This window comes from Acidovorax sp. SUPP2825 (assembly GCF_030158995.1).
Taxonomy (GTDB): domain Bacteria; phylum Pseudomonadota; class Gammaproteobacteria; order Burkholderiales; family Burkholderiaceae_C; genus Paracidovorax.
This window is the reverse complement of sequence record NZ_BQXK01000008.1, coordinates 58,366-83,614: the sequence shown is the minus strand read 5'-3', so window position 1 is coordinate 83,614 and position 25,249 is coordinate 58,366. Positions and strand designations below refer to the sequence as shown.

General features: G+C 69.0%; 23 protein-coding genes and 6 tRNA genes. 18 read left to right on the top strand and 11 right to left on the bottom strand.

Annotated features, from left to right (window positions below; all coding sequences use genetic code 11):
• The first annotated feature begins 8 nt into the window (after window positions 1-8).
• The 9 genes from AVAK2825_RS12100 to AVAK2825_RS12060 all read left to right on the top strand — a co-directional run bounded on the left by AVAK2825_RS12100 (window position 9) and on the right by AVAK2825_RS12060 (window position 4,985).
• Complete coding sequence (locus AVAK2825_RS12100) at window positions 9-1,241, top strand: O-succinylhomoserine sulfhydrylase (protein ID WP_284398662.1); 1,233 nt, start codon at window positions 9-11, stop codon at window positions 1,239-1,241.
• The gene (gene gltX / locus AVAK2825_RS12095; RefSeq protein ID WP_284398659.1) at window positions 1,238-2,653 is read left to right on the top strand and encodes a glutamate--tRNA ligase; all 1,416 of its coding nucleotides are present in this window, start codon (window positions 1,238-1,240) and stop codon (window positions 2,651-2,653) included. The genes AVAK2825_RS12100 and gltX overlap by 4 nt, the downstream gene beginning before the upstream one ends.
• A 65-nt stretch (window positions 2,654-2,718) precedes the next feature.
• Window positions 2,719-2,794, top strand: a tRNA-Ala gene (locus AVAK2825_RS12090).
• A 34-nt stretch (window positions 2,795-2,828) separates the two neighbouring features.
• A tRNA-Glu gene (locus AVAK2825_RS12085) sits at window positions 2,829-2,904 on the top strand.
• Window positions 2,905-2,954: 50 nt separating this feature from the next.
• Window positions 2,955-3,031: transfer RNA gene (locus AVAK2825_RS12080), tRNA-Asp, on the top strand.
• Window positions 3,032-3,093: 62 nt separating this feature from the next.
• Window positions 3,094-3,169, top strand: a tRNA-Ala gene (locus tag AVAK2825_RS12075).
• A gap of 34 nt (window positions 3,170-3,203) precedes the next feature.
• Window positions 3,204-3,279 (top strand) — tRNA-Glu (locus AVAK2825_RS12070).
• A 50-nt stretch (window positions 3,280-3,329) separates the two neighbouring features.
• Window positions 3,330-3,406, top strand: a tRNA-Asp gene (locus tag AVAK2825_RS12065).
• Window positions 3,407-3,803: 397 nt separating this feature from the next.
• Window positions 3,804-4,985 carry an acetyltransferase domain-containing protein gene (locus AVAK2825_RS12060; protein ID WP_284398656.1) on the top strand — a complete coding sequence of 394 codons (1,182 nt, stop codon included), beginning with the start codon at window positions 3,804-3,806 and terminating at the stop codon, window positions 4,983-4,985.
• Window positions 4,986-5,031: 46 nt separating this feature from the next.
• On the opposite strand, the gene dmeF is transcribed toward AVAK2825_RS12060, so the two are convergent.
• Complete coding sequence (gene dmeF, locus AVAK2825_RS12055; protein ID WP_284398653.1) at window positions 5,032-6,027, bottom strand: CDF family Co(II)/Ni(II) efflux transporter DmeF; 996 nt, start codon at window positions 6,025-6,027, stop codon at window positions 5,032-5,034.
• Window positions 6,028-6,088: 61 nt separating this feature from the next.
• Here dmeF and AVAK2825_RS12050 point away from each other — a divergent pair, with 61 nt between their 5' ends.
• The 3 genes from AVAK2825_RS12050 to AVAK2825_RS12040 all read left to right on the top strand — a co-directional run bounded on the left by AVAK2825_RS12050 (window position 6,089) and on the right by AVAK2825_RS12040 (window position 9,064).
• Window positions 6,089-6,364 carry a metal/formaldehyde-sensitive transcriptional repressor gene (locus tag AVAK2825_RS12050; protein WP_284398650.1) on the top strand — a complete coding sequence of 92 codons (276 nt, stop codon included), beginning with the start codon at window positions 6,089-6,091 and terminating at the stop codon, window positions 6,362-6,364.
• Window positions 6,365-6,452: 88 nt separating this feature from the next.
• Window positions 6,453-7,664, top strand: coding sequence for a multidrug effflux MFS transporter (locus AVAK2825_RS12045; RefSeq protein WP_284398647.1), 1,212 nt, complete (start codon window positions 6,453-6,455; stop codon window positions 7,662-7,664).
• Window positions 7,665-7,687: 23 nt separating this feature from the next.
• Window positions 7,688-9,064, top strand: coding sequence for an MFS transporter (locus AVAK2825_RS12040; RefSeq protein ID WP_284399036.1), 1,377 nt, complete (start codon window positions 7,688-7,690; stop codon window positions 9,062-9,064).
• A gap of 107 nt (window positions 9,065-9,171) precedes the next feature.
• Here the strand turns inward: AVAK2825_RS12040 and AVAK2825_RS12035 are convergent, their stop codons facing one another.
• The 8 genes from AVAK2825_RS12035 to AVAK2825_RS12000 all read right to left on the bottom strand — a co-directional run bounded on the left by AVAK2825_RS12035 (window position 9,172) and on the right by AVAK2825_RS12000 (window position 15,880).
• On the bottom strand, window positions 9,172-10,263 hold the full coding sequence (locus AVAK2825_RS12035; RefSeq protein WP_284398644.1) for a DUF72 domain-containing protein: 1,092 nt from the start codon (window positions 10,261-10,263) through the stop codon (window positions 9,172-9,174).
• A gap of 166 nt (window positions 10,264-10,429) precedes the next feature.
• Window positions 10,430-10,834, bottom strand: coding sequence for a hypothetical protein (locus tag AVAK2825_RS12030; RefSeq protein WP_284398642.1), 405 nt, complete (start codon window positions 10,832-10,834; stop codon window positions 10,430-10,432).
• Window positions 10,835-10,906: 72 nt separating this feature from the next.
• On the bottom strand, window positions 10,907-11,044 hold the full coding sequence (locus AVAK2825_RS12025; protein ID WP_284398639.1) for a hypothetical protein: 138 nt from the start codon (window positions 11,042-11,044) through the stop codon (window positions 10,907-10,909).
• Window positions 11,045-11,054: 10 nt separating this feature from the next.
• Complete coding sequence (locus tag AVAK2825_RS12020) at window positions 11,055-11,789, bottom strand: ABC transporter ATP-binding protein (RefSeq protein WP_502870532.1); 735 nt, start codon at window positions 11,787-11,789, stop codon at window positions 11,055-11,057.
• 17 nt (window positions 11,790-11,806) lie between these two features.
• Window positions 11,807-12,565: an ABC transporter ATP-binding protein gene (locus AVAK2825_RS12015; protein WP_284398634.1), complete on the bottom strand. Its 759-nt coding sequence runs from the start codon at window positions 12,563-12,565 to the stop codon at window positions 11,807-11,809.
• The gene (locus AVAK2825_RS12010; protein WP_284398632.1) at window positions 12,562-13,557 is read right to left on the bottom strand and encodes a branched-chain amino acid ABC transporter permease; all 996 of its coding nucleotides are present in this window, start codon (window positions 13,555-13,557) and stop codon (window positions 12,562-12,564) included. The genes AVAK2825_RS12015 and AVAK2825_RS12010 overlap by 4 nt, the downstream gene beginning before the upstream one ends.
• 5 nt (window positions 13,558-13,562) lie before the next feature.
• Complete coding sequence (locus AVAK2825_RS12005; protein WP_284398629.1) at window positions 13,563-14,483, bottom strand: branched-chain amino acid ABC transporter permease; 921 nt, start codon at window positions 14,481-14,483, stop codon at window positions 13,563-13,565.
• A gap of 185 nt (window positions 14,484-14,668) precedes the next feature.
• The gene (locus AVAK2825_RS12000; protein WP_284398626.1) at window positions 14,669-15,880 is read right to left on the bottom strand and encodes an ABC transporter substrate-binding protein; all 1,212 of its coding nucleotides are present in this window, start codon (window positions 15,878-15,880) and stop codon (window positions 14,669-14,671) included.
• 459 nt (window positions 15,881-16,339) lie between these two features.
• Between AVAK2825_RS12000 and AVAK2825_RS11995 the strand changes: the two genes are divergently transcribed.
• The 3 genes from AVAK2825_RS11995 to AVAK2825_RS11985 are packed head-to-tail and all read left to right on the top strand — an operon-like array spanning window position 16,340 to window position 20,787.
• On the top strand, window positions 16,340-18,706 hold the full coding sequence (locus AVAK2825_RS11995) for a Tex family protein (protein ID WP_284398621.1): 2,367 nt from the start codon (window positions 16,340-16,342) through the stop codon (window positions 18,704-18,706).
• A 43-nt stretch (window positions 18,707-18,749) separates the two neighbouring features.
• Window positions 18,750-19,574, top strand: a complete 825-nt coding sequence (locus AVAK2825_RS11990) for an HDOD domain-containing protein (RefSeq protein ID WP_272568586.1) — start codon at window positions 18,750-18,752, stop codon at window positions 19,572-19,574.
• A 28-nt stretch (window positions 19,575-19,602) separates the two neighbouring features.
• The gene (locus tag AVAK2825_RS11985; protein WP_284398608.1) at window positions 19,603-20,787 is read left to right on the top strand and encodes a phospholipase; all 1,185 of its coding nucleotides are present in this window, start codon (window positions 19,603-19,605) and stop codon (window positions 20,785-20,787) included.
• A gap of 25 nt (window positions 20,788-20,812) precedes the next feature.
• Here the strand turns inward: AVAK2825_RS11985 and gbd are convergent, their stop codons facing one another.
• Window positions 20,813-21,949, bottom strand: coding sequence for a 4-hydroxybutyrate dehydrogenase (gene gbd, locus AVAK2825_RS11980; RefSeq protein ID WP_284398598.1), 1,137 nt, complete (start codon window positions 21,947-21,949; stop codon window positions 20,813-20,815).
• Between the two features lie 77 nt (window positions 21,950-22,026).
• Between gbd and AVAK2825_RS11975 the strand changes: the two genes are divergently transcribed.
• Entirely contained in the window at window positions 22,027-22,896 is an 870-nt protein-coding gene (locus tag AVAK2825_RS11975) for a 2-keto-4-pentenoate hydratase (RefSeq protein WP_284398595.1), read from the top strand.
• A gap of 184 nt (window positions 22,897-23,080) precedes the next feature.
• The gene (locus tag AVAK2825_RS11970) at window positions 23,081-24,001 is read left to right on the top strand and encodes an alpha/beta hydrolase (RefSeq protein WP_284399033.1); all 921 of its coding nucleotides are present in this window, start codon (window positions 23,081-23,083) and stop codon (window positions 23,999-24,001) included.
• 20 nt (window positions 24,002-24,021) lie between these two features.
• Here AVAK2825_RS11970 and AVAK2825_RS11965 read toward each other — a convergent pair whose 3' ends face one another.
• Window positions 24,022-24,447 (bottom strand): surface-adhesin E family protein, encoded by a 426-nt coding sequence (locus AVAK2825_RS11965; RefSeq protein WP_284398593.1) that lies wholly within the window; start codon window positions 24,445-24,447, stop codon window positions 24,022-24,024.
• 195 nt (window positions 24,448-24,642) lie between these two features.
• Between AVAK2825_RS11965 and phaR the strand changes: the two genes are divergently transcribed.
• Complete coding sequence (gene phaR, locus AVAK2825_RS11960; protein ID WP_272568591.1) at window positions 24,643-25,182, top strand: polyhydroxyalkanoate synthesis repressor PhaR; 540 nt, start codon at window positions 24,643-24,645, stop codon at window positions 25,180-25,182.
• Window positions 25,183-25,249: the final 67 nt, after the last annotated feature.

Below are 25,249 nucleotides of genomic sequence, written 5' to 3'. Positions count from 1 at the left end.
TTCACGCCATGAACTCCCCCTTGAATGCCCGAACCCTTCCCGAAGGCCTGCACCCCGACACGCTGGCGGTGCGCGAAGCCATTCCCCGCAGCGTGTATGGCGAGCATTCCGAGGCGCTGTACCTGAGCAGCAGCTTCGTGCAGCCCGACGCGGCGACGGCGGCGCGCCGGTTTGCCGGCGAGGAAGAGGGCTACACCTACACCCGGACCGGCAATCCCACGGTCACGAGCTTCGAGCGGCGCCTGGCCGCCCTGGAAGGCACCGAATCCGCGATCGGCACCGCCACCGGCATGTCTGCCATCCTGCTCATGTGCCTGGCACTGCTCAAGACCGGCGACCATGTGATCTGCTCCAGGTCGATGTTCGGCTCGACCATCAAGCTCATCGGCGGAGAGCTATCGCGTTTCGGCGTGCAGACCACGTTCGTGCCGCAGACCGATGCGGCCGCATGGAAGGCCGCGCTGCGCCCGGAAACGCGGCTCATGTTTGCGGAAACCCCCACCAATCCGCTGACCGATCTGTGCGATATCCAGGCGCTGGCCGACATCGCCCATGAAGCCGGCGTGCTGCTTGCCGTAGACAACTGCTTCGCCTCTCCCGCCTTGCAGCAGCCCGCCAAATGGGGTGCGGATCTGGTCCTGCACTCGGGCACCAAGTTCCTCGACGGACAGGGCCGGGTGATGGCGGGGGCCGTGTGCGGACCCCGCGCGCTCATCGACGACAAGCTAGCGCCCATGATCCGCAGCGCGGGCATGAACCTGTCGCCCTTCAATGCATGGGTGGTTCTGAAGGGCATGGAAACCTTGTCCATCCGCATGAAGGCGCAGAGCGCCAACGCGCTGCAGCTGGCCGACTGGCTCGAATCGCATCCGCGTGTGGCGCGCGTGTACTACCCGGGGCTGGCGTCCCATCCCCAGCATGCGCTGGCCATGCGCCAGCAATCCGGCCTCGGCGGCGCCGTGCTGTCGTTCGACGTCAAGGTGAAAGAGGGCGATCCGGCCTCGGCCCGTGCGCAGGCGTTCCATGTGATCGACAGCACGCGGGTGTGCAGCATCACGGCCAATCTCGGCGACACCAAGACCACCATCACCCATCCCGCCAGCACCTCGCATGGCCGCCTGACCGAAGAGCAGCGCCAGGCTGCCGGCCTGGGGCAAGGCCTGATCCGCGTGGCGGTCGGGCTGGAACACATCGAAGATTTGAAAGCCGACCTCGCGCGCGGCCTGGATACCCTGCAATGACCGAAGCCAACCTGACCCAGCGCGTTCGCACGCGTTTCGCTCCCTCGCCCACAGGGTTCATCCATCTGGGGAACATTCGCTCCGCCCTGTACCCCTGGGCGTTCGCCCGCGCAACGGGTGGCGACTTCATCCTGCGCATCGAGGACACCGACCTGGAGCGGTCCAGCCAGGCCGCCGTGGACGTGATTCTGGAAGGCATGGAGTGGCTCGGCATGCAGCCCGACGAAGGCCCGTTCTACCAGATGCAGCGCATGGACCGGTACAAGGAAGTGCTGGCCCAGTTGCAGGACGCCGGCCATGTCTATCCCTGCTACATGAGCGTGCCGGAACTCGACGCGTTGCGCGAACGGCAGATGCAGGCCAAGGAAAAGCCGCGCTACGACGGCACGTGGCGTCCCGAGCCCGGCAAGACCCTGCCGGCCGTGCCTGACGGCGTGCAGCCGGTGCTGCGTTTTCGCAACCCGCTGGGCGGCTCCGTCGTCTGGGACGACAAGGTCAAGGGCCGCATCGAGATCCGCAACGACGAGCTCGATGATCTGGTGATCGCGCGGCCCGATGGCACGCCCACGTACAACTTCTGCGTGGTGGTCGATGACATCGACATGGCGATCACGCACGTGATCCGTGGGGACGACCACGTCAACAACACCCCCCGTCAGATCAACATCTTCGAGGCCCTCGGAAAGCAGCCGCCTGTGTACGCCCACCTGCCCACCGTGCTCAACGAGCAGGGCGAGAAGATGAGCAAGCGCAATGGCGCCAAGCCTGTGACCCAGTACCGGGACGAAGGCTATCTGCCCGAAGCCATGGTGAACTACCTGGCCCGCCTGGGCTGGAGCCACGGCGACGACGAGATATTCAGCCGCGAGCAGTTCTTGCAGTGGTTCAATCTCGACCATCTGGGGCGCAGCGCCGCCCAGTTCGACGAAGCCAAGCTGCGGTGGGTGAACGCGCAGCATCTCAAAGCCATGCCGGACGAAGCCCTGGCCGCCCTCGTGGCGCCGCGGCTGGAACGGCGGGGTATTTCTGCGGCAGAGCTGGCCGATGGCCGCCTGCCGCGCATCTGCGCGCTTTTCAAGGACCGTTGCGACACGACCTTGGCATTGGCGGACTGGGCTTTCGTCTTCTACGGCGATGTGGCGCCCAATTCCGAGGAGTACGCGAAGCACGTGACCGAAGCCGTGTGGCCGGCCATCGGCGCGTTGGCGCAGGCCCTGGCCACCTGCGCGTGGGACAAGGCGGCGATCGCTGCCGCCTTCAAGGAAGTGCTGGCCGCCCATTCGCTCAAGATGCCGCAACTGGCCATGCCGGTGCGCGTGCTGACTGTGGGAACGGCCCACACGCCATCGGTCGATGCGGTGCTCGAACTCGTAGGCCGCGAAAAAATCGCAGCGAGATTGCTGAAGCCTTAAAAACCTGTCTATAATTCAAGGCTCAGGAAATGATGACAGTCACAGTGTGAATGTGGTCATTCAGTGGGGGTATAGCTCAGCTGGGAGAGCGCTTGCATGGCATGCAAGAGGTCATCGGTTCGATCCCGTTTACCTCCACCACTGAGATTTAGAGAACGGTTAGTTCCCAGGTTTTGACCCTATCGTCTAGAGGCCTAGGACATCACCCTTTCACGGTGAGTACCGGGGTTCGAATCCCCGTAGGGTCGCCAAGTTTGTAGCACTTGGCTTGTGTCTTTTCACAAGCAAACGCTGCCTGCCAGGAGTGGTAGTTCAGTTGGTTAGAATACCGGCCTGTCACGCCGGGGGTCGCGGGTTCGAGTCCCGTCCACTCCGCCAGTCAAAGCCCTTGCAGGTCTTGGATGTGCAAGGGTTTTTCTTTGGTGAATGCCGAAGAAAGTGGGGGTATAGCTCAGCTGGGAGAGCGCTTGCATGGCATGCAAGAGGTCATCGGTTCGATCCCGTTTACCTCCACCACTGAGAATTAGAGAACGGTTAGTTCCCAGGTTTTGACCCTATCGTCTAGAGGCCTAGGACATCACCCTTTCACGGTGAGTACCGGGGTTCGAATCCCCGTAGGGTCGCCAAGTTTGTAGCACTTGGCTTGTGTCTTTTCACAAGCAAACGCTGCCTACCAGGAGTGGTAGTTCAGTTGGTTAGAATACCGGCCTGTCACGCCGGGGGTCGCGGGTTCGAGTCCCGTCCACTCCGCCAAATGGAAGCCCTCGCAAGCAATGCTTGCGAGGGCTTTTTCTTTGGTTTTTGGTGGCGAGAGGCGGCTTCGCTGCGTGGGATCTGTCCACCCGTCCCGGACCAATCAATAGTGGCTCTTCATAAGAATGCTGCAATGCCAGCGGATGGCCTGGTCTGAAAAAGGGCTTTACATGTTGTCGATCCGGGTGCGCATCGCACTGCCGCCGGATGGACCCCTTAGATGAGCCCACAGAACGCACCTTTGTTTTGGACCCGAGGGAAGGCGCATTGCAGCGGGCCTGTCCCGAACGGGCACAATCGCGCCTTTTCGCCCACTTGCCGTCAAAGGATCGCTTCTGCCGCCACAGCGCCACCGCTTTGCAGTCCAGGGCCATGCCGGCATCGCACCACCCCTTCCATGCCCATCGACCGCTCCCTGCCTTCCCCCAACGCTGGCCCCGCCTCCGCGCGGTTGCAGTCCATCGACGCGCTGCGCGGGCTCGTCATCCTGTTCATGCTGCTGGACCACGTGCGCGAAACTTTTTTCCTGCACCACCAGGTCAGCGACCCCATGGCCGTCGCGGCCACCTCGCCCGACCTGTTCGCAAGCCGGCTGCTGGCCCACGTGTGCGCGCCGGTGTTCGTGTTTCTCACGGGGCTGTCCGCCTGCCTGTATGGTTCGCGGCAGGGCGGAGGCCGGGGGGCGGCCTCGGTGTTCCTGCTCCAGCGTGGGTTCTTCCTGGTCGCGCTGGAACTCACGCTGGTGAACTTTGCCTGGACCTTCCAGTGGCCGCCCCAGGTGGTGTACCTGCAGGTGATCTGGGTGATCGGCCTGAGCATGCTGGCCCTGGCGGCGCTGCTGTGGCTGCCGCGCACCGTGTTGATCGCCCTGGGCGTGGTGATCGTGGCCGGGCACAACCTGCTCGACGGGCTGCATTTTCCGGTCGGCCATGCGCTGCACATTCCCTGGGCGGTGCTGCACGACCGCGGCTGGATCGAAGTGGGCGAATCGCTGCGCCTGCGCACTTCCTATCCGCTGCTGCCCTGGATCGGCGTGATCGCGCTGGGCTATGCGGCCGGCCCCTGGTTCCTGGCGTCCGCAGATGCGGGCGCGCGGCAGCGCCGCCTGCTGGCCTGGGGCACGGGGCTGCTGGCCGGGTTTGTCGTGTTGCGCTGGTGGAACGTGTACGGCGACAAGCCCTGGGTGCCGGGCGACACGGCCCTGGCCACCGCGATGTCGTTTTTCAACGTGACCAAATACCCGCCTTCGCTGCTGTTCATCGCGCTCACGCTGGGCATCGGCCTGCTGGTGCTGCGGGCGTTCGAGCGAGCGCGGCCCGGGGCCGGGCTGCGGGTGCTGGCGGGGTTCGGTGCCGCGCCCATGTTCTTTTACCTGCTGCACCTGTACGTGCTCAAGCTGCTTTACCTCGCGGCGGTGGCCGTGTGGGGCAAGACCCAGGGCACGTATTTCGGGTTCGACGCCATGTGGGCCGTCTGGCTGTGCACGGCCGTCCTGGCCGTGGCGCTGTACCCAGCGGTGAAGGCCTTTGGGGCCTTCAAGGCGCGGCGGCGCGACATCGCCTGGCTCAAGTACCTTTGAGCGTGGGCGGTGCCGTCGCGAATGCCCGCGTTGGTGCGCAGCCGGGTCAGTGGGGCCGGCCGGAGGTGTCTGCCCGGTTTACCTCGACGGAGACGTGCACCAGTTCCTCGTGCACGCTCAGCAGGCGCTTGAAGAAGTCGGGCGCCACGGACGGATGGGCCGTGGACAGCGACAGGATGCAGGCGTACAGGCCCGTGCCTACGCGCCACACGTGAAGGTCGCACACGCTGGCGGGAATGGGGCTGGCGGCGATCGCATCGCGGATTTCCTGCACCACGGGCGCGTCCATTTCCGCGTCCAGCAGCACCCGCCCGGTATCGCGCAGCAGCCCCCAGGCCCAGCCCGCGACCAGGGCCGCGCCCAGCAGGCCCACGGCCGGGTCGAGCCAGTCGGCGCCCCACAGCAGCCCCCCGCACAGCGCAGCGATGGCCAGCACCGACGTGGCAGCGTCGGCCACCACGTGCAGGTAGGCCGACCGCAGGTTCAGATCGGCTGGCGTCATCCCATGGCTGTGGCCGTGGCCTTCATGCGCAGGGTGTTCGTGGTGCGAGTGGTGTGCGTGGTGGGCATGCCCGCCCCGCAGCAGCCAGGCGCACGCCAGGTTGACCGCCAGTCCCAGTGCGGCCGTGAAGACGGCCTGCTCATACTGGATGGGCGCCGGGGCGAGGAGCCGCTGCACCGACTGGTAGACCATGAGCCCCGCCACGAGCAGCAGCAGGATGGCGCTGGTGTAGCCGCCCAGCACCTCGATCTTCCAGGTGCCGAAGGCGAAGCGGCCGTCGCTCGCGTGGCGCCGGGCCGCGGCATAAGCCACGGCGGACAGCCCGAGCGCCAGGGCATGCGAGCCCATGTGCCAGCCGTCCGCCAGCAGAGCCATCGAGCCGAAGGCCCAGCCGCCGACGATCTCCGCCACCATCATGGCGACCGTCAGCGCCACCGCCCAGCGGGTGTTGCGCTCGGCCAGGGGATTGCCCTGGCTGAAGACATGGGGGTGCTGCCAGCCGGCTGCGAGGGGGGCGTTGGCGGAAGGGTTTTGGGTCATGAAAGTCATGGTGAAAGATACTGTACCCCAGTATATTTTCAGCCCTTCGTACAATCCGGTCATGGCCCATACCATCCACGGAAAAAAGAAGCTGCTGGCCCGCGTGCGGCGCATCCAGGGCCAGGCGGCGGCCCTCGAGCGGGCGCTGGAACAGGAGGCCGACTGCATGGCGGTGCTGCAGCAGATCGCGGCCGTTCGCGGCGCGGTGAACGGCCTGATGGCGCAGGTGCTGGAAGGGCACATCGTTCAGCACCTGGGTGACCCCGCAGCTCCCGCGCAGCAGCGCGCGCAGGACGTGGCGGCGGTGGCCTCGGCGCTGCGCTCCTACCTCAAATAGGCCGGGTGCTCCGGGGCAAGACCGCGCCCGGCCGCCGGCCAATCGGGCGCCCCAGCGGCGGATGCCGCCGTTGGCGACAATCGGGCCCATGTTTCCTTCGCCCTTCCTTCGCGCCGCCCTCGTTCTGGGCCTTCTTTCGGCCATCGGCCCCTTTGCCATCGACATGTACCTGCCGGCGCTTCCCGACATCGGGCGCAGCCTGGGCGCGCAGGTCGGCGCCGTGCAGTGGAGCCTGACCGCGTTCTTCCTGGCGCTGGGGGCGGGGCAGCTGTTCTACGGCCCGGTGTCCGACATGGTGGGGCGCAAGCCGCCGCTGTATTTCGGGCTGCTGCTGTTCACCGCGGCGAGCGTGGGCTGCGCCCTGGCGACCGAGATCGAGACGCTGGTGGCGCTGCGCTTCCTGCAGGGCCTGGGCGCCGCCGCGGGGATGGCCATTCCGCGCGCCGTGGTGCGCGATCTGCACACCGGCACCGATGCCGCGCGCCTGATGGCGCTGCTGATGCTGGTGTTCAGTGTTTCGCCCATCCTCGCGCCGCTCGCGGGCAGCGGGGTCATCGCACTCACCGGCTGGCGCGGCGTGTTCTGGGTGGTGGCGGTGGCCGCCATCGCGGGGCTGGCGCTCGTCTATGGCGCGCTGCGCGAGACGCGTCCTGCCGCCGACCGGGTGGAAAGCAGCCTGGGCGGCGCCCTGCGGGCCTACGGCATGCTGCTGCGCGATCGCCATTACCTGGGCCTGGTCTTCATCGGCGGCTGTGCCATGTCGGGCTTCTTCGTGTACCTGGCGGGCTCGCCGTTCGTGCTCATCAACCACTACGGGCTCACGCCCACGCAGTACAGCCTGGCGTTCTCGCTGAACGCGGCGGCCTTCATCGGCTCGTCCCAGTTCACCGGCCTGCTCGGCCAACGGTTCGGCCTGGTGCCGCTCGTCAAGGTGGCGGCCAGCGCGGCCGGCATGGTCATGGTGCTGTTGCTGGCCTACTACCTGCTGGGCGGTGATCAGCTGGCGGTGCTGATCGCGCTGTATTTCGTGTCCAGCGCCTTCATGGGGCTGGTGATTCCCACCACCTCGGTGCTGGCGCTGGAGCAGCATGGCGCCATCGCCGGCACCGCCTCGGCCTTGCTGGGCACGCTGCAGATGCTGACGGGTGCGGCGGCCATGGGCATCGTGGGCCTGTTCGCCAACGGACAGCCCTTGCCCATGGTGATCGGCATGGCCGCAGGCGCGCTGGTGGGCGTGGCGCTGACCTGGATCACGCTGGCGGGCCCGCATGCTGCCGGGCCGGTGGAGGCGCGGGCTTGAGCCCCGGTCCGGGCGCCGCCGCCATGGGGCAGGGCGCGCCCACCGCCTCCGACGGGCTGCCTCCGCGCGACCGCGCGCGGGCCATGCTGGTCATCATCCTCGGGCTGACCGTGGCGGTGCTGGACGGCAGCATCGTCAACCTCGCGCTGCCCGGCATCGCTCGCGAACTGAACGCGGGCGCGGCGCAGGCCATCTGGGTCGTCAACGCCTACCAGATCGCCACGCTGGTCATGCTGCTGCCGCTCGCCTCGCTGGGCGAGCGCATCGGCTACCGGCGCGTGTACCTGCTGGGCATGGCGCTGTTCGCCGTGTCGTCGCTCGGGGCCATGCTGGCCACATCACTCCCCGCGCTGGTGGTGGCGCGCGCGGTGCAGGGGCTGGGTGCGGCAGGCATCATGAGCGTGAATGCCGCGCTGGTGCGCCTGACCTATCCGCGCGCGCATTTGGGCCGGGGCATGGCCATCAACTCGCTGGTCGTGGCCATCTTGTCGTTCGCATCGTGGCCCTGGCTGTTCGCGCTGAACCTGCCGCTGGGCCTGTTCACGCTGTGGCTAGGGCGGCGCGCGCTGCCGTTCAATCCGCCCAGCACGCACACCGGCGCGCGGCTGACGGTGCTGGACGTCACGCTCAACATCCTGATGTTCGCGCTGATCTTCATCGGTGGCGAGCAGCTCGGCGTGCGGGGCGAGGCCTCGCGTGCGGCGGCCCCGCTGGGCTGGGCGCTGCTGCTGGCCGGCGTCGCGGTGGGCTGGGTGTACCTGCGGCGGCAGCGGCGCGTGGCTGTGCCGCTGTTTCCGGTGGACCTGCTGCGCATCCCCGTGTTCGCGCTGTCGATGGGCGCGTCGGTCGGGGCCTTCTGCGCGCAGATGCTGGCCTTTCTGTCGCTTCCGTTCCTGCTGCTGGAGGCGCAGGGCCGGTCGCATTTCGAGGCGGGCCTGCTCATCACCGCCTGGCCGCTGGCCATCGTGGTGGTGGCGCCGTTCGCGGGACGGCTCATCGGCCGCTTCGCGGACGGCCTGCTGGGCGGTGTCGGCATGGCGGTGTTCGCCTGCGGGCTGGTCGCGCTGGCTGTGCTGCCGCCTCAACCGGGCGTGTTAGACGTGGCGTGGCGCATGCTTTTGTGCGGGGCGGGCTTTGGGCTGTTCCAGTCGCCCAACAACCACACCATCGTCGCCTCGGCGCCGTTGCACTGTTCGGGCGCGGCCAGCGGCATGCTGGGCACCGCGCGCCTGACCGGGCAGACCCTGGGCGCCGTGCTGCTGGCGGGCATCTTCGCGGTCTGGGGCCAGCACGACGGGCAGGGCGAATCGGTGGCGCTGATGGCGGCGGCTGGCTGCGCAGCGTTGGCGGGCGTGTGCAGCGTGATGCGGCTGCGGCACGGCGCCACGGTGCATGCCTGAATCGGGTTTTGGCCTTTTAGGCCGCCAGCGCAATTGATACTAGGGCGTTGTGCTATTAAATTAATAGCATTCCCTTTGGGGCATGGTCGGTCGCTTGAGCCGTCGCGCTATTGCAGGGGCGCCACCCGCTCCGCCAGCGTGCGCAGGGTGAGGGGCGCGCACCCTTCGGCATGGTTGCTGACCGTGACGAAGGCGTTCTGGCCCGCCCCGGTCACCCCCGCGATCGTGCGCGCCAGCACGTCGTGCACCTCGGGGGCCGGGTGCAGGATGCGGTCATAGGGGGCGTAGAGCTTTTCGGCGTCTTCGTACCCATAGGCGCCGTGCACCGGGTTCAGGTTCCAGCGGCACACCAGCGGTCCGGGCCACAGCCGGCGCAGCAGGTGCAGTTGCTCCGCCAGCGGCGGCATCTTGGCGTGCAGCCCCACGCAGTAGGTGGCGCCGGCTTCGCGCAGTACGGCGGCAAAGTGCGGCATGAACTCGGGCGACAGCCACTCGGGGTCGCGCACTTCCACGGCCAGCACACCGTCCGGCGCGGTGGGCGCCAGTGGCGGCTGCGCGAGCAGCATCGTGCGCAGGCGCTCCAGCACCTGCGGTAGCCGGTCGAGCTGCGCCAGCGGCAGGGGACTCAACTGGAACACCAGCGCACCCACCTTGGCGCCCAGGCCTTCGAGCGCGGGCGCCACGAATTCCTGCGTGGCCAGCGCGGCATCCAGGAACGCCGGGTTGGCCTGGCGCCCGCGCCCGTCCTCGCCGCGCACCAGCGCATCGGTCACCAGGCTGGGCGCCTTGACCACGAAGCGAAAGTCATGCGGCACCTGCGAGGCGTAGCGCTCGTACTGGCTCACCGTGAGCGGCCGGTAGAAGCTGCGGTCGATGCTCACCGTGCGCATCAGCGGGTGCTGGGCATACACCGGCAGGCCGTTTTTGGAAAGCGTCTGCTCCGAATGCTCGCCTTCCCACAGCAAGCCCTTCCAGCCAGGGTAGGTCCACGACGAGGTGCCCATGCGCAAGCGGGACGGCAGCCGCGCGGCCAGTGCGCGCAGGTCGTCGTCCCAGGCCGCCGGTTGCACCGTGCCGCTGCGGCGCACGGCAGGGGCCTTGGCCTCGGTGGGCTCTGCTGATGGGGCAGGGCGTCTGGCGGGCGCCGCAGCGGGCGGCTCGGGGGGAACGGGCAGGTCGCCGAAAAGATCGTCTTGCATGGAGGGCAGGGAGTCGATGAGCGGGCGCGCAGAAAGCGGATGAAAGGCAGGAAGTGCGGGCCCTGCACGGTATCGAGGTGGGGCGCGATGGCGTGTTCTTCCAGTACTCGTGCTGTTTCCTTTGGTTTCGGCGCCGCAACGGCGGCACCCCGGACGCCGCGACCAGTCATTCGCCCGAAAACAGCCCCCCTTCGTTCAGCAGCTCATAGGCGATGTCGGGGTGCCGGTCCATGCTCTTCTTGATCGCGGCGGGAATGGCCTGCCGGGTCTTGCGGCACAGCCCTCGCTGCTCCAGCACCAGGATGGCGATGCCGCGCAGGCTGCGGACCTCGTTGGGGCTGGTGGTGATGCTCAGGCGGATGCCGAGCTGCGCTTCCAGTCGTTCCTGCATGCGGCGAAGCTCGCCCAGGCTGCCCAGGTTCTCCAGCCGGTCGATGAGCCGCTTTTCCTCCTCCCGCGTGAGGCGCAGCACGCGCAAGTCGCCGCTTGGCGCCTGCAGCAGCGCATCGCGGTCGCACACGCACGCGCCCGGCGGGCATTCGGTGCGGACCGGATAGGGGAAGGGCGTCATGGTCTTAAAGGCGCAGGCGTTGGTTGTGGTGGCGTGGCGGTGGTCTGCGCATTTTAGGGATGCCCCCCGCGCTCACTGCGCGCTGTACACCAGCCCCGGCCGCGTCCCGTCGAGGTCGTCGGTCTCGCCGTCTTGCACCGGCTCCGTGCCGAAGGTGCGCCCCAATGCCACGAAGCGGTACCCGCCCTTCGGCCGGTGTAGACCTGCCAACTGGCCCCGCCTACACGCTCAGGTACCGTGCCCACAGCCCCCGATCCGCATTGAGCGCCTCGGAATCCCCCTGCCACACCACGCGCCCGCGTTCCAGGATCACGTGCCGATCGGCCAGGCCCATGAGGCGGTGCACGTACTTGTCTACCACCAGGATGGTCTGTCCCGCGGACTTGAGCGTGGCCAGGCACCGCCAGATTTCCTCGCGGATCACCGGGGCCAGGCCTTCGGTGGCTTCGTCCAGGATCAGCAGGCGCGGGTTGGTGGACAGCGCGCGGCCGATGGCCAGCATCTGCTGCTCGCCGCCCGACAGCTGGTGGCCCAGGTGGTGCTCGCGTTCCTGCAGGCGCGGGAACACGCCGTAGATGCGCTGCAGGTCCCAGGGCTCGCCCAGGCCGCTGCGGTTGCTGGCGAAGGCCAGCAGGTGTTCGCGCACGCTGAGGTTGGGGAACACGTGGCGGCCCTCGGGCACGATGGCCAGGCCCAGGCGGGCGATGGCGTCGCTCTTCATCGCCCCGATGGCCTGGCCCGCGAAGCGGATGGCGCCGGCCGTGGGGCGCAGTGCGCCCACCAGGGTCTTGATGGTGGTGCTCTTGCCCATGCCGTTGCGACCCAGCAGGGACACCACTTCGCCCGCGGCGATGTCGAGGTGGATGCCGAACAGCACCTGGCTCACGCCGTAGCCGGCCTCCAGGCCCTGGCAGCTCAGCAGGGGCTCGGCCACGGGCGCGGACCCATGGTGCATCGAAGGCGTGGGCGTGCTCATGGTGCGGCCTCCAGGGTTTCGGTGCCCAGGTACACGGCCTGCACTTCGGCGTTGCTGCGGATCTCATGGGGCGTGCCGGCCGTGAGCACCCGGCCGTACACCAGCACCGAGATGCGGTCGGCCAGGCGGAAGACGGCCTCCATGTCGTGCTCGATCAGCAGCACGGCCATGTCCCGGCGCAGGCTGTCGATCAGCTGCACCATCTGCTGCGATTCCTCCGGCCCCATGCCGGCCATGGGTTCGTCAAGCAGCAGCAGCTTGGGCGCGCAGGCCAGGGCGAGGGCCACGTCCAGCGTGCGCTGGGCGCCATGGGGCAGGGCGCCGGCAATGCCGTCCATGCGGCCCTGCAGCCCCACGCGCTCGGCCAGCCGGTCGGCGGCCTCGTACAGCCCGCGCGCCTGCGAGCGCGGCTGCAGAAAGCGAAAGCTCGATCCGCTGTGCGCCTGCACGGCCAGCAGCAGGTTGTCGCGCACGGTCTGGGCCGGGAAGATGCGCGTCACCTGAAAGCAGCGCGACAGCCCTTTGGCCACGCGGCGGTGCATGGGCAGGGCGGTGATGTCGTCACCGTCGAGCAGCACGCGGCCTGCGTCGGGCGCCAGCAGGCCCGAGATCTGGTGGACCAGGGTGGTCTTGCCCGCGCCGTTGGGGCCGATGAGGGCGTGGACCTCGCCGTGCGCCACGGTCAGGTCCACGTGGTCGGTGGCCAGCAGGCCGCCGAAGCGTTTGACCAGGCCCTGCACTTGGAACAGGCTCATCGCGCGCTCCTTGCGCGCAGGTCCGCCAGCGCGGCCAGGCCTCTGGGCGCGTACAGCGCGGTGGCGATCAGCAGCAGGCCCAGCGGCATGTGCCAGTAGTCGGTGTGGAGCTTGAGCGCCTCTTCCAGCGCCAGCCACACGGCCGCGCCCAGCGGCCCGCCCCAGCGCCGGCCCAGGCCGCCGATGACGACCATCACGATCAGCGTGGCCGACTGCGTCCAGTGCATCATCGCCGGGCTCACGAAGCTGTTGCCCGTGGCCAGCAGCGCGCCCGCCAGGCCTGCCACCGCGCCGGCCAGGGTGAAAGAGGCCAGCTGCAGCAGGTACACCGGATAGCCCAGCGCGCGCATGCGCGTCGCGTTGTCGCGGATGCCCGCCAGCGCCGCGCCGAAGCGCGAGGCCGTGGCCCGGTCCAGCCACCACAGCACCAGCGCCACCAGCGCCAGCACCACCCAGTACAGGGTGGGCTCGTGCATGGCGTCCAGGCCCAGGCCGAGCACGGGCCGCATGGGCAGGGTGTAGCCGTCGTCCCCGCCGTAGCTGCGCAGCGAGACGAACACGAAGTACAGCATCTGCGCGAAGGCCAGCGTGATCATGATGAAGTACACGCCCTGGGTGCGCAGCGAGATGGCCCCCACCAGCGCAGCCGCCAGCGCGGCCAGCACCATGGCGGCGCCCCACACCACCCAGGCCGAGGTGGCGCCCGCGTCGCTGAGCACCACCACCGTGTAGGCGCCCACGCCCATGAAGCCCGCATGCCCCAGCGCCACAATGCCGCCAAAGCCCATGATGAAGTTCAGGCTGGCGGCGGCCAGGGCCACGACCAGCACCCGGCGCACGAAGCCGATGTAAAAATCCAGCCCCAGGGCCGATGCCACCAGCGGAAACACCGCCAGCGCCGCCAGCAGGGCCAGCGGCAGCAGCGCGCCGCGCCAGCGCGGGGCGGCAGGGCGCTGAGGCGGGGAAGAGGAAGTCAGGGAGGCAGCAGACATGTCGCTCAGGCCTTGGCAGAAAACAGCCCCGCGGGGCGAAAGCTCAGAACCGCCGCCATCAGGGCGTACATGGCCACCTCGGCGCACAGCGGCCCTAAGTCGGCGGCTACGGCGGGCGGCAGGGTGGCGCGCAGCAGCAGCGGCAGGAAGGCGCGGCCGATGGTGTCCACCAGGCCCACCAGCAGGGCCGCCACGAAGGCGCCGCGCACCGAGCCGATGCCGCCGATGACGATCACCACCAGCGCGGGGATCAGGATGGATTCGCCCATGCCGACCTGCACCGCCATCAGCGGCCCCATGAGGGCGCCCGCGAGGGCCGCCAGGGCGGCACCCAGCACGAAGATGCCGCAGAACACGCGCCGCACGCGCACACCCATCAGCTCGGCCATCCAGCGGTCCGAAGCACCCGCGCGCACCAGCATGCCCACGCGGCTGTGGTTGACCAGCAGGTACAGCAGACCCGCCACCAGCACGCCCGCGCCCAGCACCACCAGGCGGTACGACGGGTAGGGCAGGCCGGCGAACAGTTCCACCGGCCCCGAGAGCCAGGCCGGCGTGGGCGCCATGACGGGGGAGGGGCCCCACACCATCTTCACGGCATCGTCCGCCACGAGGATCACGCCGAAGGTGGCCAGCACCTGGGCCAGGTGGTCGCGCCCGTAGAGGCGGCGCATCAGCGTCACCTCCAGCAGCGCCGCCACCGCCACGGTCACGGCCACGGCCACCAGCACCGCCACGGCGAACGAGCCGCTCTGCACATGCACCGTGGCCGCCACATAGGCGCCCACCATGAACAGCGAGCCGTGGGAGAGGTTCATCACGTCCATGATCCCGAAGACCAGGGTGAGCCCCGCCGCGATCAGGAAAAGCATGAGCCCGTAGCCCGCGCCGTTGAGCAGTTGTTCGAAGACGAGGATCGGATTCATGGCGCAGCCCCAGTGGATGAGGAGGGGTTCGATGTCATTTCAGGGTTCCATGTCCGCAAGCGACGCGCGCTGCCTTTCAAAACGGGCGCGGCCCCAAGCCAGTAGCCGCCGCGCAAGGGCCGCCCCGCCGCGCTGGCGGCGTCCCCCCTCCGGGGGGAAGGCGCGAAGCGACTCAGGGGGGGGGCTTATTTCATACCGCACTGGGCAGAGAACGCATCCCCATAGTTTTCCAGCACCGTCTTGATGGTCTTGTTGGTCACGCGGCCTTCGGCGTCCTTGCCGATGGTGCGCAGGTAGAAGTTCTGCACCGGGTAGTGGTTGTTGGCGTAGCGGAAGTTGCCGCGCACCGAAGGAAACTGCGCCTTGGCCAGCGCCTTGATCAATGCATCGCGGTCGGCCACCTTGCCGCCCACGGCCTTGACGGCCGAGTCCATGGCGGTGATCACGTCGAAGGCCTGCGCGGCGTAGATGGACGGGTAGCGCCCGCCGTACTCCTTGCGGAACGCGGCCACGAAGGCCTTGTTGGCCGGGTTGTCCAGGTCGTGCGCCCAGTGCGAGGTGTTGAACAGCCCCAGCATGGGTTCGCCCACGGCGCTGATGACGTCTTCGTCGGCCGAGAAGCCGCTGGTCACCAGCGTGATGTCCTTGGACAGGCCCGCGCCCACGAACTGCTTGATGAAGTTGATGCCCATGGCGCCGGGCAGGAAGAAGTACACGGCCTCGGGCTTGGCGGCGCGCAATTGCGCCAGCTCGGTTGCGTAGTCGATCTGGCCGAGCTTGGTGTACATCTCGTCCACCACCGTGCCCTTGAACTTGCGCTTGAAGCCGTTGATCCCGTCCTTGCCGGCGGGGTAGTTGGGGGCGATCAGCACCATGCGCTTGAAGCCCCGGTCGGCCGCGAACTGGCCGGCGGCCTCGTGGTACTGGTCGTTCTGGTAGGCCGTGCCGAAGAAGTAGGGATTGCACTGCGCGCCTGCCAGCTGGCTGGGGCCCGCGTTGTTCGACAGGTAGGGCACCTTGGCGGCGAACAGCGTGGGCGCCACGGCCAGCGCCACGTTGGAGGCGATGGGGCCGGTGAACAGGTCGATCTTCTCGCGCTGCACGAAGCGGTCCACCAGCTGCTTGGCCTGGTCGGGGCTGCCGGCCATGTCGGTCTGCACGAACTGCACGGGCTGGCCGCCCAGCTTGCCGCCCAGCTGCTTGATGCCCAGCGCGAAGCCGTCCCGCGCCTCGGCCCCCAGAGCGGCGAACGGGCCGGAGATGTCCAGCGCGATGCCCACCTTGATGGGGGTGGCCGCCTGCTGGGCCGCTGCCGGCAGGCCGGCGCAGGCGCCCAGGACCGCCAGGGCGGTGGCGCCGAGCCGGGTGCGAAGGGAAGTGCGGGAAATTCGTGCCATCGTCAGTCCTTCAATCGTCGATCAACCAAGGGGAAAACCAGCCGGGGCCGCTGCAGGCCGTGCCATGCATCGCCTGGCCGTCGCGGGGCCCTGCAGCCCCACTTCGGCCCGCGTTGCCGTGCCATGCACCGGGAACGTGCGCATCGCTGGGTGCGAAGGCGCCTTGCAGGCACGGAAAGCGGAGGCCCGGGCTTTCCTGATGCAAGGGGCATTCCATGCAGCGGTGGTCGCCATCGCCACCCGGTCCTGGGCGGGCGATGGGAGTGCCTGGGGATCGTACAAGCGCACCGGGCTGCCGCGCCTACAGGTCTTCCCTGGGATGGAATGTCGCCCGGTGCCGGCCGGGCCGCCACGCAAGGCACGGGGCAGGGGGGCGGTGCGGACTGAAACAAGGGCCGGGAAGGCCTGTGGCACACTCGCCCGCTTTTCCAAAGCCGAGCCCTCGGGCGCGTTTTCAGCATGCAGAAGATCATCCGGCAGATTGCCGCAGAAATCCGGGTCACCGAGCAGCAGGTGGCCTCCGCCGTCGAGTTGCTGGATGGGGGCGCCACGGTGCCCTTCATCGCGCGCTACCGCAAGGAAGTGACCGGTGGGCTGGACGACATCCAGCTGCGCGAGCTGGAGGCCCGCCTGTCGTACCTGCGCGAGCTGGAAGACCGCCGCGCCGCGGTGCTCAAGGCCATCGACGAGCAGGGCAAGCTGACCGATGCGCTGCGCGCCGCCATCGCGGGCGCACCGACCAAGCAGGAGCTGGAAGACCTCTACCTGCCCTTCAAGCAAAAGCGCCGCACCAAGGGCCAGATCGCCCGCGAGTTCGGCATCGAGCCGCTGGCCGACAAGCTCTTCGTCGACCCCACGCTGGACCCGGCCGCCGAGGCCGCCGCGTTCACCCGCCCCCCCGAGGTGCTGGACGATGGCAAGCCGGGTGCCGACTTTTCCACCGTGCCGGCCGTGCTCGACGGTGTGCGCGACATCCTTTCCGAGCGCTGGGCCGAAGACGCCGTGCTGGTGCAGTCGCTGCGCGAATGGCTGTGGGCCGAGGGCCTGCTGCGCAGCAAGAAGGTCGAGGGCAAGAATGAGGCCGATCCCGAGGTCTCGAAATTCCGCGACTACTTCGAGTACGACGAGCCCATCGGCCGCGTGCCCTCGCACCGCGCGCTGGCCGTGTTCCGCGGCCGGGCGCTCGAAATCCTGGAGGCCAAGCTGGTCCTGCCCGTCGAGCCAGAGCCCGGAAAGCCCAGCATCGCCGAGGGCAAGATCGCCCTGCACCTGGGCTGGAGCCATGCCGGCCGCGCGGCCGACGACCTGCTGCGCAAATGCGTGGGCTGGGCCTGGCGCGTGAAGCTGAGCCTTTCCACCGAGCGCGACCTGTTCGCCCGCCTGCGCGACGAGGCCGAGAAGGTCGCCATCAAGGTCTTCGCCGACAACCTGCGCGACCTGCTGCTGGCCGCGCCCGCCGGCCCGCGCGTGGTGATGGGGCTGGACCCCGGCATCCGCACCGGCGTGAAGGTGGCGGTAGTGGATGCGACCGGCAAGCTGGTGGAGACCGCCACCGTGTTCCCGCACGAGCCGCGCCGCGACTGGGAAGGCTCGCTGCACACGCTGGCCAAGCTGGTCGAAAAGCACGGCGTGAACCTGATCGCCATCGGCAACGGCACCGCCAGCCGCGAAACCGACAAGCTGGCCGCCGACCTCATCAAGCTGGCCGCCAAGGCCGAGCGCGCCATCGAGAAGGTGGTGGTGAGCGAGGCCGGCGCCTCCGTCTATTCCGCCAGCGAATACGCCTCGCAGGAAATGCCCGACGTGGACGTGAGCCTGCGCGGCGCCGCCTCCATCGCGCGGCGCTTGCAGGACCCGCTGGCCGAGCTGGTCAAGATCGACCCCAAGAGCATCGGCGTGGGCCAGTACCAGCACGACGTGAACCAGAGCGAGCTGGCCCGCACCCTGGGCACGGTGGTGGAGGACTGCGTGAACTCGGTGGGCGTGGACCTGAACACGGCCAGCGTGCCCCTGCTCAGCCGCGTGTCGGGCCTGTCGGGCAGCGTGGCCAAGGCCGTGGTGCGCTGGCGCGAGGCCAACGGCGCGTTCAAGAGCCGCCGCCAGCTCATGGAGGTGTCGGGCCTGGGCGCCAAGACCTTCGAGCAGAGCGCGGGCTTCCTGCGCATCCGCGGCGGCGAGAACCCGCTGGACATGACGGGCGTGCACCCCGAGACGTACCCCGTGGTCGAGCAGATCATGCAAAAGACCGGCAAGCCGGTGGCCGAGATCATGGGCCGCGCCGACATGCTCAAGACGCTCAAGCCCGAGCTGTTCGCCAACGAGAAGTTCGGCGTCATCACGGTCAAGGACATCCTGGGCGAGCTGGAAAAGCCCGGCCGCGACCCGCGCCCGGACTTCAAGGTGGCGCGCTTCAACGACGGCGTGGAGGACATCAAGGACCTCAAGGAAGGCATGGTCCTGGAGGGCACAGTGAGCAACGTGGCGCAGTTCGGCGCCTTCATCGACCTGGGCGTGCACCAGGACGGCCTGGTCCACGTGAGCCAGCTGAGCCACAAGTTCGTCAACGATGCGCGCGAGGTGGTCAAGACCGGCGACATCGTGAAGGTGAAGGTCATGGAGGTGGACGTGGAGCGCAAGCGCATCGGCCTGTCCATGAAGCTCGATGCAGCGCCCCCGCGCAGCGGCGGCGACCGGGGTGCGCCCCGCGACAACCGGTTCGAAGGGGCGGGGCGGGGCCAGCATGCGGCACCGCGCCGCAGCAGCGAGCCCGCGCCCCCGTCGGCCATGGCCTCGGCCTTCGCCAAGCTGCAAGGTAATAAGCGGTAAAAGTTGCGTGGATAATCGCCGGACCCTTACTTCCGGCCGTTCCATGGAGCTCATCGCCCTGCTGGGGATTCCCGTCGCGCTGCCGAGCGTGCCCCGCGCGGTGGCGCTGCTGATGAACGAGCTGGCGGCGCCCGAGCCCAACCTGCGCCGCGTCACCCAGCTCTTCGGCACCGACCCGGCCATGGCCGCGCGGCTGCTGGAAGAGGCCAACTCCCCCACGTTCCAGGCCCAGCAGCAGATCAGCGGCATTCCCGAGGCGCTGTCGCTGCTGGGTGTGCAGCAGCTGCGCACGCTGGTGGCGTCCGCGCCGCTGGGCACGACCTCGCGGTCGGTGCCGGGCGTCAACCTGCAGCAGTTCTGGCGCTACAGCCTGCACACGGCCAAGCTGGCGCGGTCGCTGGCCGGCAGCGTGCACCACAACCAGATCGCGGCATACACCGCGGGCCTGCTCCACGGCGTGGGCGAGTTGCTGCTGCACCTGGGCAACCCGGACCGCGTGCAGGCCATCAACCGGCTGGTCGGCCCCTTCGATCCGCGCCGCTCCAAGCTGGAGCAGCGGCTGCTGGGCTACTGCTATTCGCAGGTGAGTGCCGGCATGGCGCGCCGCTGGCAGTTGCCGCAGGTGGTGGTGGATGCCTTGCAGTACCAGAGCGCGCCGTTCGAGAACAGCGTGTACGAGCCGCTCGCCGGCGTGCTGCACCTGGCCGCCTGGCGCGTGCGGGCCCGCGAGGCGGCGCTGGGCGAGAAGGAGTTGGCAGTGTCCTTTCCCGGCGAGGTCGGACTGGCGCTGGGACTCGATATCGACATGGTGCTGCAGCAGGACCCGATCGACTGGACCGTGCGCCCCGACCCGGGCGACTACGTGTGAACGCCGCGGCGCGCCGGTGCCCCGGCCGATGAAGGCGCTGCGCATCCACGCGGGGCCGCTGGCGCGGGCGCACATCGCCCGGCACGGCCTGCAGCCCGCCGACATCGGCGTGATCCCGGCCGCGGCTGGCGGCCCCAAGGGGCTGGTCCTCGGGCCGCTGGACCGCTTCGTGTTCGGGCACTGGCTGCAAGGCTCCACCCAGCCGGTGCATCTGGTGGGCGCCTCGATCGGCGCCTGGCGCATGGCCTCTGCCTGCCTGGACTCGCCCGTGGCCGCGCTGGAGCGGCTGGAGCACGCCTACATCCACCAGCACTACGCGCCGCCGCCCGGCCGCCAGCGCCCCACGGCTGCGCAGGTGAGCGCGCAGTTCGGGCAGGGGCTGCGCGACTTCTACGGTGCGCAGGTGGGGCCGTTGCTCGCGCACCCGCGCTGGCGGCTGCACATCGTGACGTCGCGGGGGCGGCACCTGCTCTCGCGTGAACGCCGGCTGGCCACACCGCTCGGCTACCTGGGCGCGTTCGCCGCCAACGCGGTGCACCGCCGCGCGCTGGGGTGGTGGCTGGAGCGGGTGGTGTTCTCCAGCCCGGCCGGCGATGCCCCCGGCGCCGCCATGGCGCCGCTGCCGTTCGCCACCGCCGACTACCCCACGCGGCAGGTGGCGCTGACCGGGGCCAACTTCCTGCCGGCGCTGCAGGCCAGCTGCTCCATCCCCTTCGTGCTGCAGGCGGTGCACGACATTCCGGGCGCGCCGGCCGGTGCCTACTGGGATGGTGGCCTGACCGACTACCACCTGCATCTGCGCTACCGGCCGCTGGCGGACATCGAGCGGATGGATGCTATAAAAAATATAGCGACATGCCCTAGTGTTGATTGTGCTGGAGGCCAAAAACGTTCAGATCCCCCTGGCGCCTTGGTGCTGTACCCGCACTTCCAGCAGAGCGTGGTGCCCGGCTGGCTGGACAAGGGCCTGCGCTGGCGCCACCGCGCCACGCCCGCGCTGGACCGCATGGTGGTGCTGTCGCCGCACCCCGACTGGGTGCGCACGCTGCCGAACGCCAAGCTGCCCGATCGCAACGATTTTCTGCACTACGGCAGCGACCTGGCCGCCCGCGTGCGCGCCTGGAGCGCGGCCACGTCGGCCAGCCGCCAGTTGGCCGACGAGTTCGCCGAATGGCTGCGCAGGCCCGATCCGGCGGCGGTCTTGCCGCTTTGAGGGCGGGCCGCCGCGGCCGCAACGCTCACATCGATTCGGCGAGCATCGCCCGGTAGTCGTCCACGCTGGCCTCGCGCGGGTTGGTCTTGTGGCAGTGGTCGGCCATGGCGCCTTCGATCACGTCGCCGAACAGCGCTTCGGTCACGCCCATCGCGGCCAGGCCCGTGGGCAGCCCCAGCCGCGCGCTCATGTCGCGGATGGCCTCGGGGATGTCGCCCGCGGACGCCAGCCCCATGGCGTGGGCCATGCGTTCCAGGCGCCGGTCTTTCTGCACGGCGGGGTCCTTCGCGTTGAAGCGCACCACGGCGGGCAGGAACACCGCGTTCAGCGTGCCGTGGTGCAGCCGCGGGTTCACGCCGCCCAGGCTGTGGCTCAGCGAATGCACGCAGCCCAGCCCTTTCTGGAACGCCATCGCGCCTTGCATGCTCGCGCTCATCATGTTCAGGCGGGCCTCGCGGTCGCTGCCGTCGCGCGTGGCGCGTTCGATGTGTGCCCAGCCGCGCGTGAGACCTTCCAGCGCGATGCCGTCGGCCGGTGGGTTGAAGGCAGAGGACATGAAGGTCTCCATGCAGTGCGCGATCGCGTCCATGCCGGTGGCGGCCGTCAGCGCGGGCGGCAGGCCCAGGGTCAGGCCCGGGTCGCAGATGGCTGTCTTGGGCACCAGGTGCCACGAGTGAAAGCCGAGCTTGCGGTGGTCGTCCACGATGATGATCGCGCCGCGCGCCACCTCGCTGCCGGTGCCGGCGGTGGTGGGCACGGCGATCAGCGGCACGGCGCGCTCGGTGATGCGGGGCGAGCCGCCCTCGATGGTGGCGTAGTACGTGAGCGGCCCTTCGTGCGTGGCCGCGATGGCGATGCCCTTGGCGCAGTCGATGGCCGAGCCGCCGCCCACTGCGATGAGGCCGTCGCAACCGTGGTCGCGGTACACCTGCACGGCGGCGCGCACGGCCGCTTCGGTGGGGTTGGAGGGCGTCTGGTCGAACACGGCCACGGGCACGCCGGCCAGTGCATCCAGCGCGTGCTGCAGCACGCCGGCGGCTTTCACGCCGGGGTCGGTCACCACGAGCGGGCGCGTGATGCCCACGCGGTCGCACTCCTGTTTCAGGAGCTGGATGGCGCCGAATTCGAACTGGATCTGGGTGACGTAGTAGATGAAGGCCATGGTGGATTGCGAGGATGCGCCCAGGGCGCGGTTGTGGTTAGCATGCCGGCCAGCCAATCTACAACCGGGAGCCTTCCATGGCCATGCAGCAAACCCTCATCGCCGCCGTGCTGGCGGTCGCCTGTGCGACAACCGCCCAGGCCGAATGCCTGAGCGACGTCCAGGTGGCCGAACTGGCCGCCCACTATTCGGGCAGGACCCCTGCGGCCAACCTGCCCGCCTTGAGCGATGCCGATGCCGCCTGCACGCGTGCCAAGTTCAATGCCTTGCTGGCGCACCGCCTGGGCCGGGTGGTGGGCTACAAGGCGGGGCTGACCAACCCTGCGGTGCAAAAGCGCTTCGGCACCGACAAGCCGGTGTGGGGCAAGCTGTACGAAGGCATGGTGCTGCGCGACGGCGCCGTGGTGGATGCGGCGTTCGGCGCCCGCCCGCTGTTCGAGGCCGACATGCTGGTGCGCGTGAAGAGCGCCGCCATCAACCATGCGCGCACGCCGATGGAGGTGCTGGAGCACATCGATCAGGTCATCCCCTTCATCGAGCTGCCCGACCTGCTGGTGCAGGCGCCGCCCCAACTCAACGGGGCCGGCGTGGCAGCCATCAACGTGGGGGCGCGGCTGGGCGTGGCTGGCGCCCCCATCGCCGTGCCGCGCCTGCGCGCGGAGCGCTATGCGATGGTGGACGCGCTCCAGAACATGGCGGTGACGCTCACCGATGGCCAGGGCGCTCGGCTGGGCGGCGGCAGGGGCAGCGACATCCTGGGCCACCCGCTCAACGCCGTCGTCTGGCTGGCCGAGGCGCTGGCCAAGGAGGACATCACCCTGCAGCCGGGCGATCTCGTGAGCCTGGGGTCGTTCTCCGCGCTGCTGCCGCCGCGGCCGGGGCTGGAGGTCACCGCCACGTTCGACGGGTTGCCGGGTGCAGCGCCGGTGCGCGTGACGTTCCGTTGATGCGCTGCCGTTGAGCGAGCGCCGGGAACGCTGCCGGGGGGTGAATAACCCGGCCCGGCATGGGCCAAGGCCGAGTTGCGGGATGATCGGGCACTTGTCCTTTTGGCCCCTTCTTTGCCGCCCCGCGGGGTGGCCCGCGACCGTGACACCTTCCGCCCCATCCCCCGCCCGGCTCACCCCGCAGATGCGCAGCGTCATCGACCGCATGGAGCGCGCCGGCAGGCCGCCCCTGCACACGCTGCCCCCGGCCGAGGCCCGCGCCGCCTACGAGGCCGGCGCCGGCGTGCTCGAAGTGCCCAAGGCCGCCCTCGAACGCGTGGAAGACCTGCACATCCCCGCCCGCGACGGCCACGCCTTGCCGGCCCGCCTGTACGCCCCCACGCGCGGTGCGCCGCTGCCGGTGCTGCTGTACCTGCACGGCGGCGGCTTCACCATCGGCAGCGTGGCCACGCACGACGTGCTGTGCCGGGAGCTTTCGCGCCTGGCGGGCTGCATGGTGGTGTCGCTGGACTACCGGCTGGCACCGGAGCACCGGTTTCCCACGGCCTCCAACGATGCGTGGGATGCGCTGGCCTGGCTCGCGGCGCAGGCCCAAGCGCTGGGTGCCGACCCGGCGCGCATCGCCGTCGGAGGCGACAGCGCGGGCGGCACGCTGTCCGCCGTCAATGCCATCCTGGCGCGCGATGCTGGCCTGCCGCTTGCGCTGCAGCTGCTGTTCTACCCCGGGTGCACCGCCCACCAGGACACGCCCTCGCACGCCGCGTTCGCCCACGGCCTGGTGCTGGAGGAGCCCGCCATCACCTGGTTCTTCGGCCACTACGTGCGCGGGCCCGCGGACCGCGACGACTGGCGCTTCGCCCCGCTGAACGCGCCCGACGTCGACGGCGTGGCGCCGGCCTGGATCGGGCTGGCCGAATGCGATCCGCTGGTGGACGAGGGCGTGGCGTATGCCGACAAGCTGCGTGCCGCTGGCGTGGCGGTCGATCTGGAGATCTACCGCGGCGTGACGCACGAGTTCATCAAGATGGGCCGCGCGATCCCGGAAGCCCGTCAGGCGCATGCGGATGCGGCACGGGCGCTGCGCACGGCGTTCGGGCTGGCCTGAGCGGGGCTGACCGTGCCGGCTCAGCGCTTCTTGCAGGACGCGGTGATCAGCTTGCGCGCCGGCTCGCCGGGGATGCCGGCGAAGGACACCGGCGCCTCGTCTTCCTTGAATTCCTCGCGCGCGGTCACGGGGCCTTGCCACACGGGCTCGGCGTAGTAGTTCAGGGCCAGGTACCACCCCTTTTGCGTGCCGCAGTCGATCACGGCCACGCCCTTGAACGAGCGGTAGGGGTGCTTGCGGTAGCTGGAGCGCTGGGTGCTGCGCGATACGCGCACTTCCATGGTGAACTGGTTCTGCCAGGGAATCTGCGTGGGGTTGATCTGCACCAGGTCACCCGTCTTGTCTTCCGGAAAGCCCTGGATCGTGAGCCATTGTTCGTCGGTTTGCGCGTGTGCCTGTGCTGTCAGGAGCAGGGCCGCTAACAGAGCAGGGCGAAGGGGGGACACGGGGCCTCCAAGGATGGGGTGCAAATGGTGCAGCGGCGAATCTTATGCGATCTGCGCCGCCTCGCATTGACGTGGATCAAGGCGGCAAAGCCGCATCAGGGTAATCCTGCGAAGGGGCGCGTTGCTGCGCTCCCTAAAATCGGTTGCACTGCAAACGATCAAAATCATGGGTGCCCCGCACCCCAGGAGCCCGCTGTGCCAGAAACCACGTCCCCCCCAACCCCCTCGACCGCACAGCAGAGGATCATCAAGAAGTACCCCAACCGCCGGCTGTACGACACCTCCACCTCCACCTACATCACCCTGGCCGAGGTCAAGCAACTCGTGATGGCGGGCGAGCAGGTCGTGGTGCGCGATGCCAAGACCAGCGAAGACCTCACGCGCAGCATCCTGCTGCAGATCATTCTGGAAGAGGAAGCCGGCGGCGCGCCCATGTTCACCGAGGCCGTGCTGGCCAACATCATCCGTTTCTACGGCCACGCCATGCAGGGCTTCATGGGCGCCTACCTGGAAAAGAACGTGCAGGTGTTCACCGACATCCAGGCCAAGATGGCCGAGCAGTCCAAGGGCATCACGCCCGAAATGTGGTCGCAGTTCATGAACCTGCAGTCGCCCATGTTCAAAGGCATCATGGGCAGCTACGTGGACCAGTCGCAGGCCATCTTCACGCAGATGCAGGAGCAGATGCAAAAGCAGACCGAGCAGATGCTCGGCGCCTTCGGCATCAAGCGCTGAAGGCAGGCCCCAGAGCCCGGGCGAGGGCCTGGGAGCGGGAGTCGTCCCCGGGCCAGCGCGGCCGCTT

Excerpts from the sequence above, each read along its gene's own strand:
- AVAK2825_RS12100 (WP_284398662.1), top strand. The coding sequence starts at position 9 with ATGAACTCCCCCTTGAATGCCCGAACCCTTCCCGAAGGCCTGCACCCC.
- gltX (WP_284398659.1), top strand. The coding sequence starts at position 1,238 with ATGACCGAAGCCAACCTGACCCAGCGCGTTCGCACGCGTTTCGCTCCC.
- AVAK2825_RS12060 (WP_284398656.1), top strand. The coding sequence starts at position 3,804 with ATGCCCATCGACCGCTCCCTGCCTTCCCCCAACGCTGGCCCCGCCTCC.
- dmeF (WP_284398653.1), bottom strand. The coding sequence starts at position 6,027 with ATGACCCAAAACCCTTCCGCCAACGCCCCCCTCGCAGCCGGCTGGCAG.
- AVAK2825_RS12050 (WP_284398650.1), top strand. The coding sequence starts at position 6,089 with ATGGCCCATACCATCCACGGAAAAAAGAAGCTGCTGGCCCGCGTGCGG.
- AVAK2825_RS12045 (WP_284398647.1), top strand. The coding sequence starts at position 6,453 with ATGTTTCCTTCGCCCTTCCTTCGCGCCGCCCTCGTTCTGGGCCTTCTT.
- AVAK2825_RS12040 (WP_284399036.1), top strand. The coding sequence starts at position 7,688 with ATGGGGCAGGGCGCGCCCACCGCCTCCGACGGGCTGCCTCCGCGCGAC.
- AVAK2825_RS12035 (WP_284398644.1), bottom strand. The coding sequence starts at position 10,263 with ATGCAAGACGATCTTTTCGGCGACCTGCCCGTTCCCCCCGAGCCGCCC.
- AVAK2825_RS12030 (WP_284398642.1), bottom strand. The coding sequence starts at position 10,834 with ATGACGCCCTTCCCCTATCCGGTCCGCACCGAATGCCCGCCGGGCGCG.
- AVAK2825_RS12020 (WP_502870532.1), bottom strand. The coding sequence starts at position 11,789 with ATGCACCATGGGTCCGCGCCCGTGGCCGAGCCCCTGCTGAGCTGCCAG.
- AVAK2825_RS12015 (WP_284398634.1), bottom strand. The coding sequence starts at position 12,565 with ATGAGCCTGTTCCAAGTGCAGGGCCTGGTCAAACGCTTCGGCGGCCTG.
- AVAK2825_RS12010 (WP_284398632.1), bottom strand. The coding sequence starts at position 13,557 with ATGTCTGCTGCCTCCCTGACTTCCTCTTCCCCGCCTCAGCGCCCTGCC.
- AVAK2825_RS12005 (WP_284398629.1), bottom strand. The coding sequence starts at position 14,483 with ATGAATCCGATCCTCGTCTTCGAACAACTGCTCAACGGCGCGGGCTAC.
- AVAK2825_RS12000 (WP_284398626.1), bottom strand. The coding sequence starts at position 15,880 with ATGGCACGAATTTCCCGCACTTCCCTTCGCACCCGGCTCGGCGCCACC.
- AVAK2825_RS11995 (WP_284398621.1), top strand. The coding sequence starts at position 16,340 with ATGCAGAAGATCATCCGGCAGATTGCCGCAGAAATCCGGGTCACCGAG.
- AVAK2825_RS11990 (WP_272568586.1), top strand. The coding sequence starts at position 18,750 with ATGGAGCTCATCGCCCTGCTGGGGATTCCCGTCGCGCTGCCGAGCGTG.
- AVAK2825_RS11985 (WP_284398608.1), top strand. The coding sequence starts at position 19,603 with ATGAAGGCGCTGCGCATCCACGCGGGGCCGCTGGCGCGGGCGCACATC.
- gbd (WP_284398598.1), bottom strand. The coding sequence starts at position 21,949 with ATGGCCTTCATCTACTACGTCACCCAGATCCAGTTCGAATTCGGCGCC.
- AVAK2825_RS11975 (WP_284398595.1), top strand. The coding sequence starts at position 22,027 with ATGGCCATGCAGCAAACCCTCATCGCCGCCGTGCTGGCGGTCGCCTGT.
- AVAK2825_RS11970 (WP_284399033.1), top strand. The coding sequence starts at position 23,081 with ATGCGCAGCGTCATCGACCGCATGGAGCGCGCCGGCAGGCCGCCCCTG.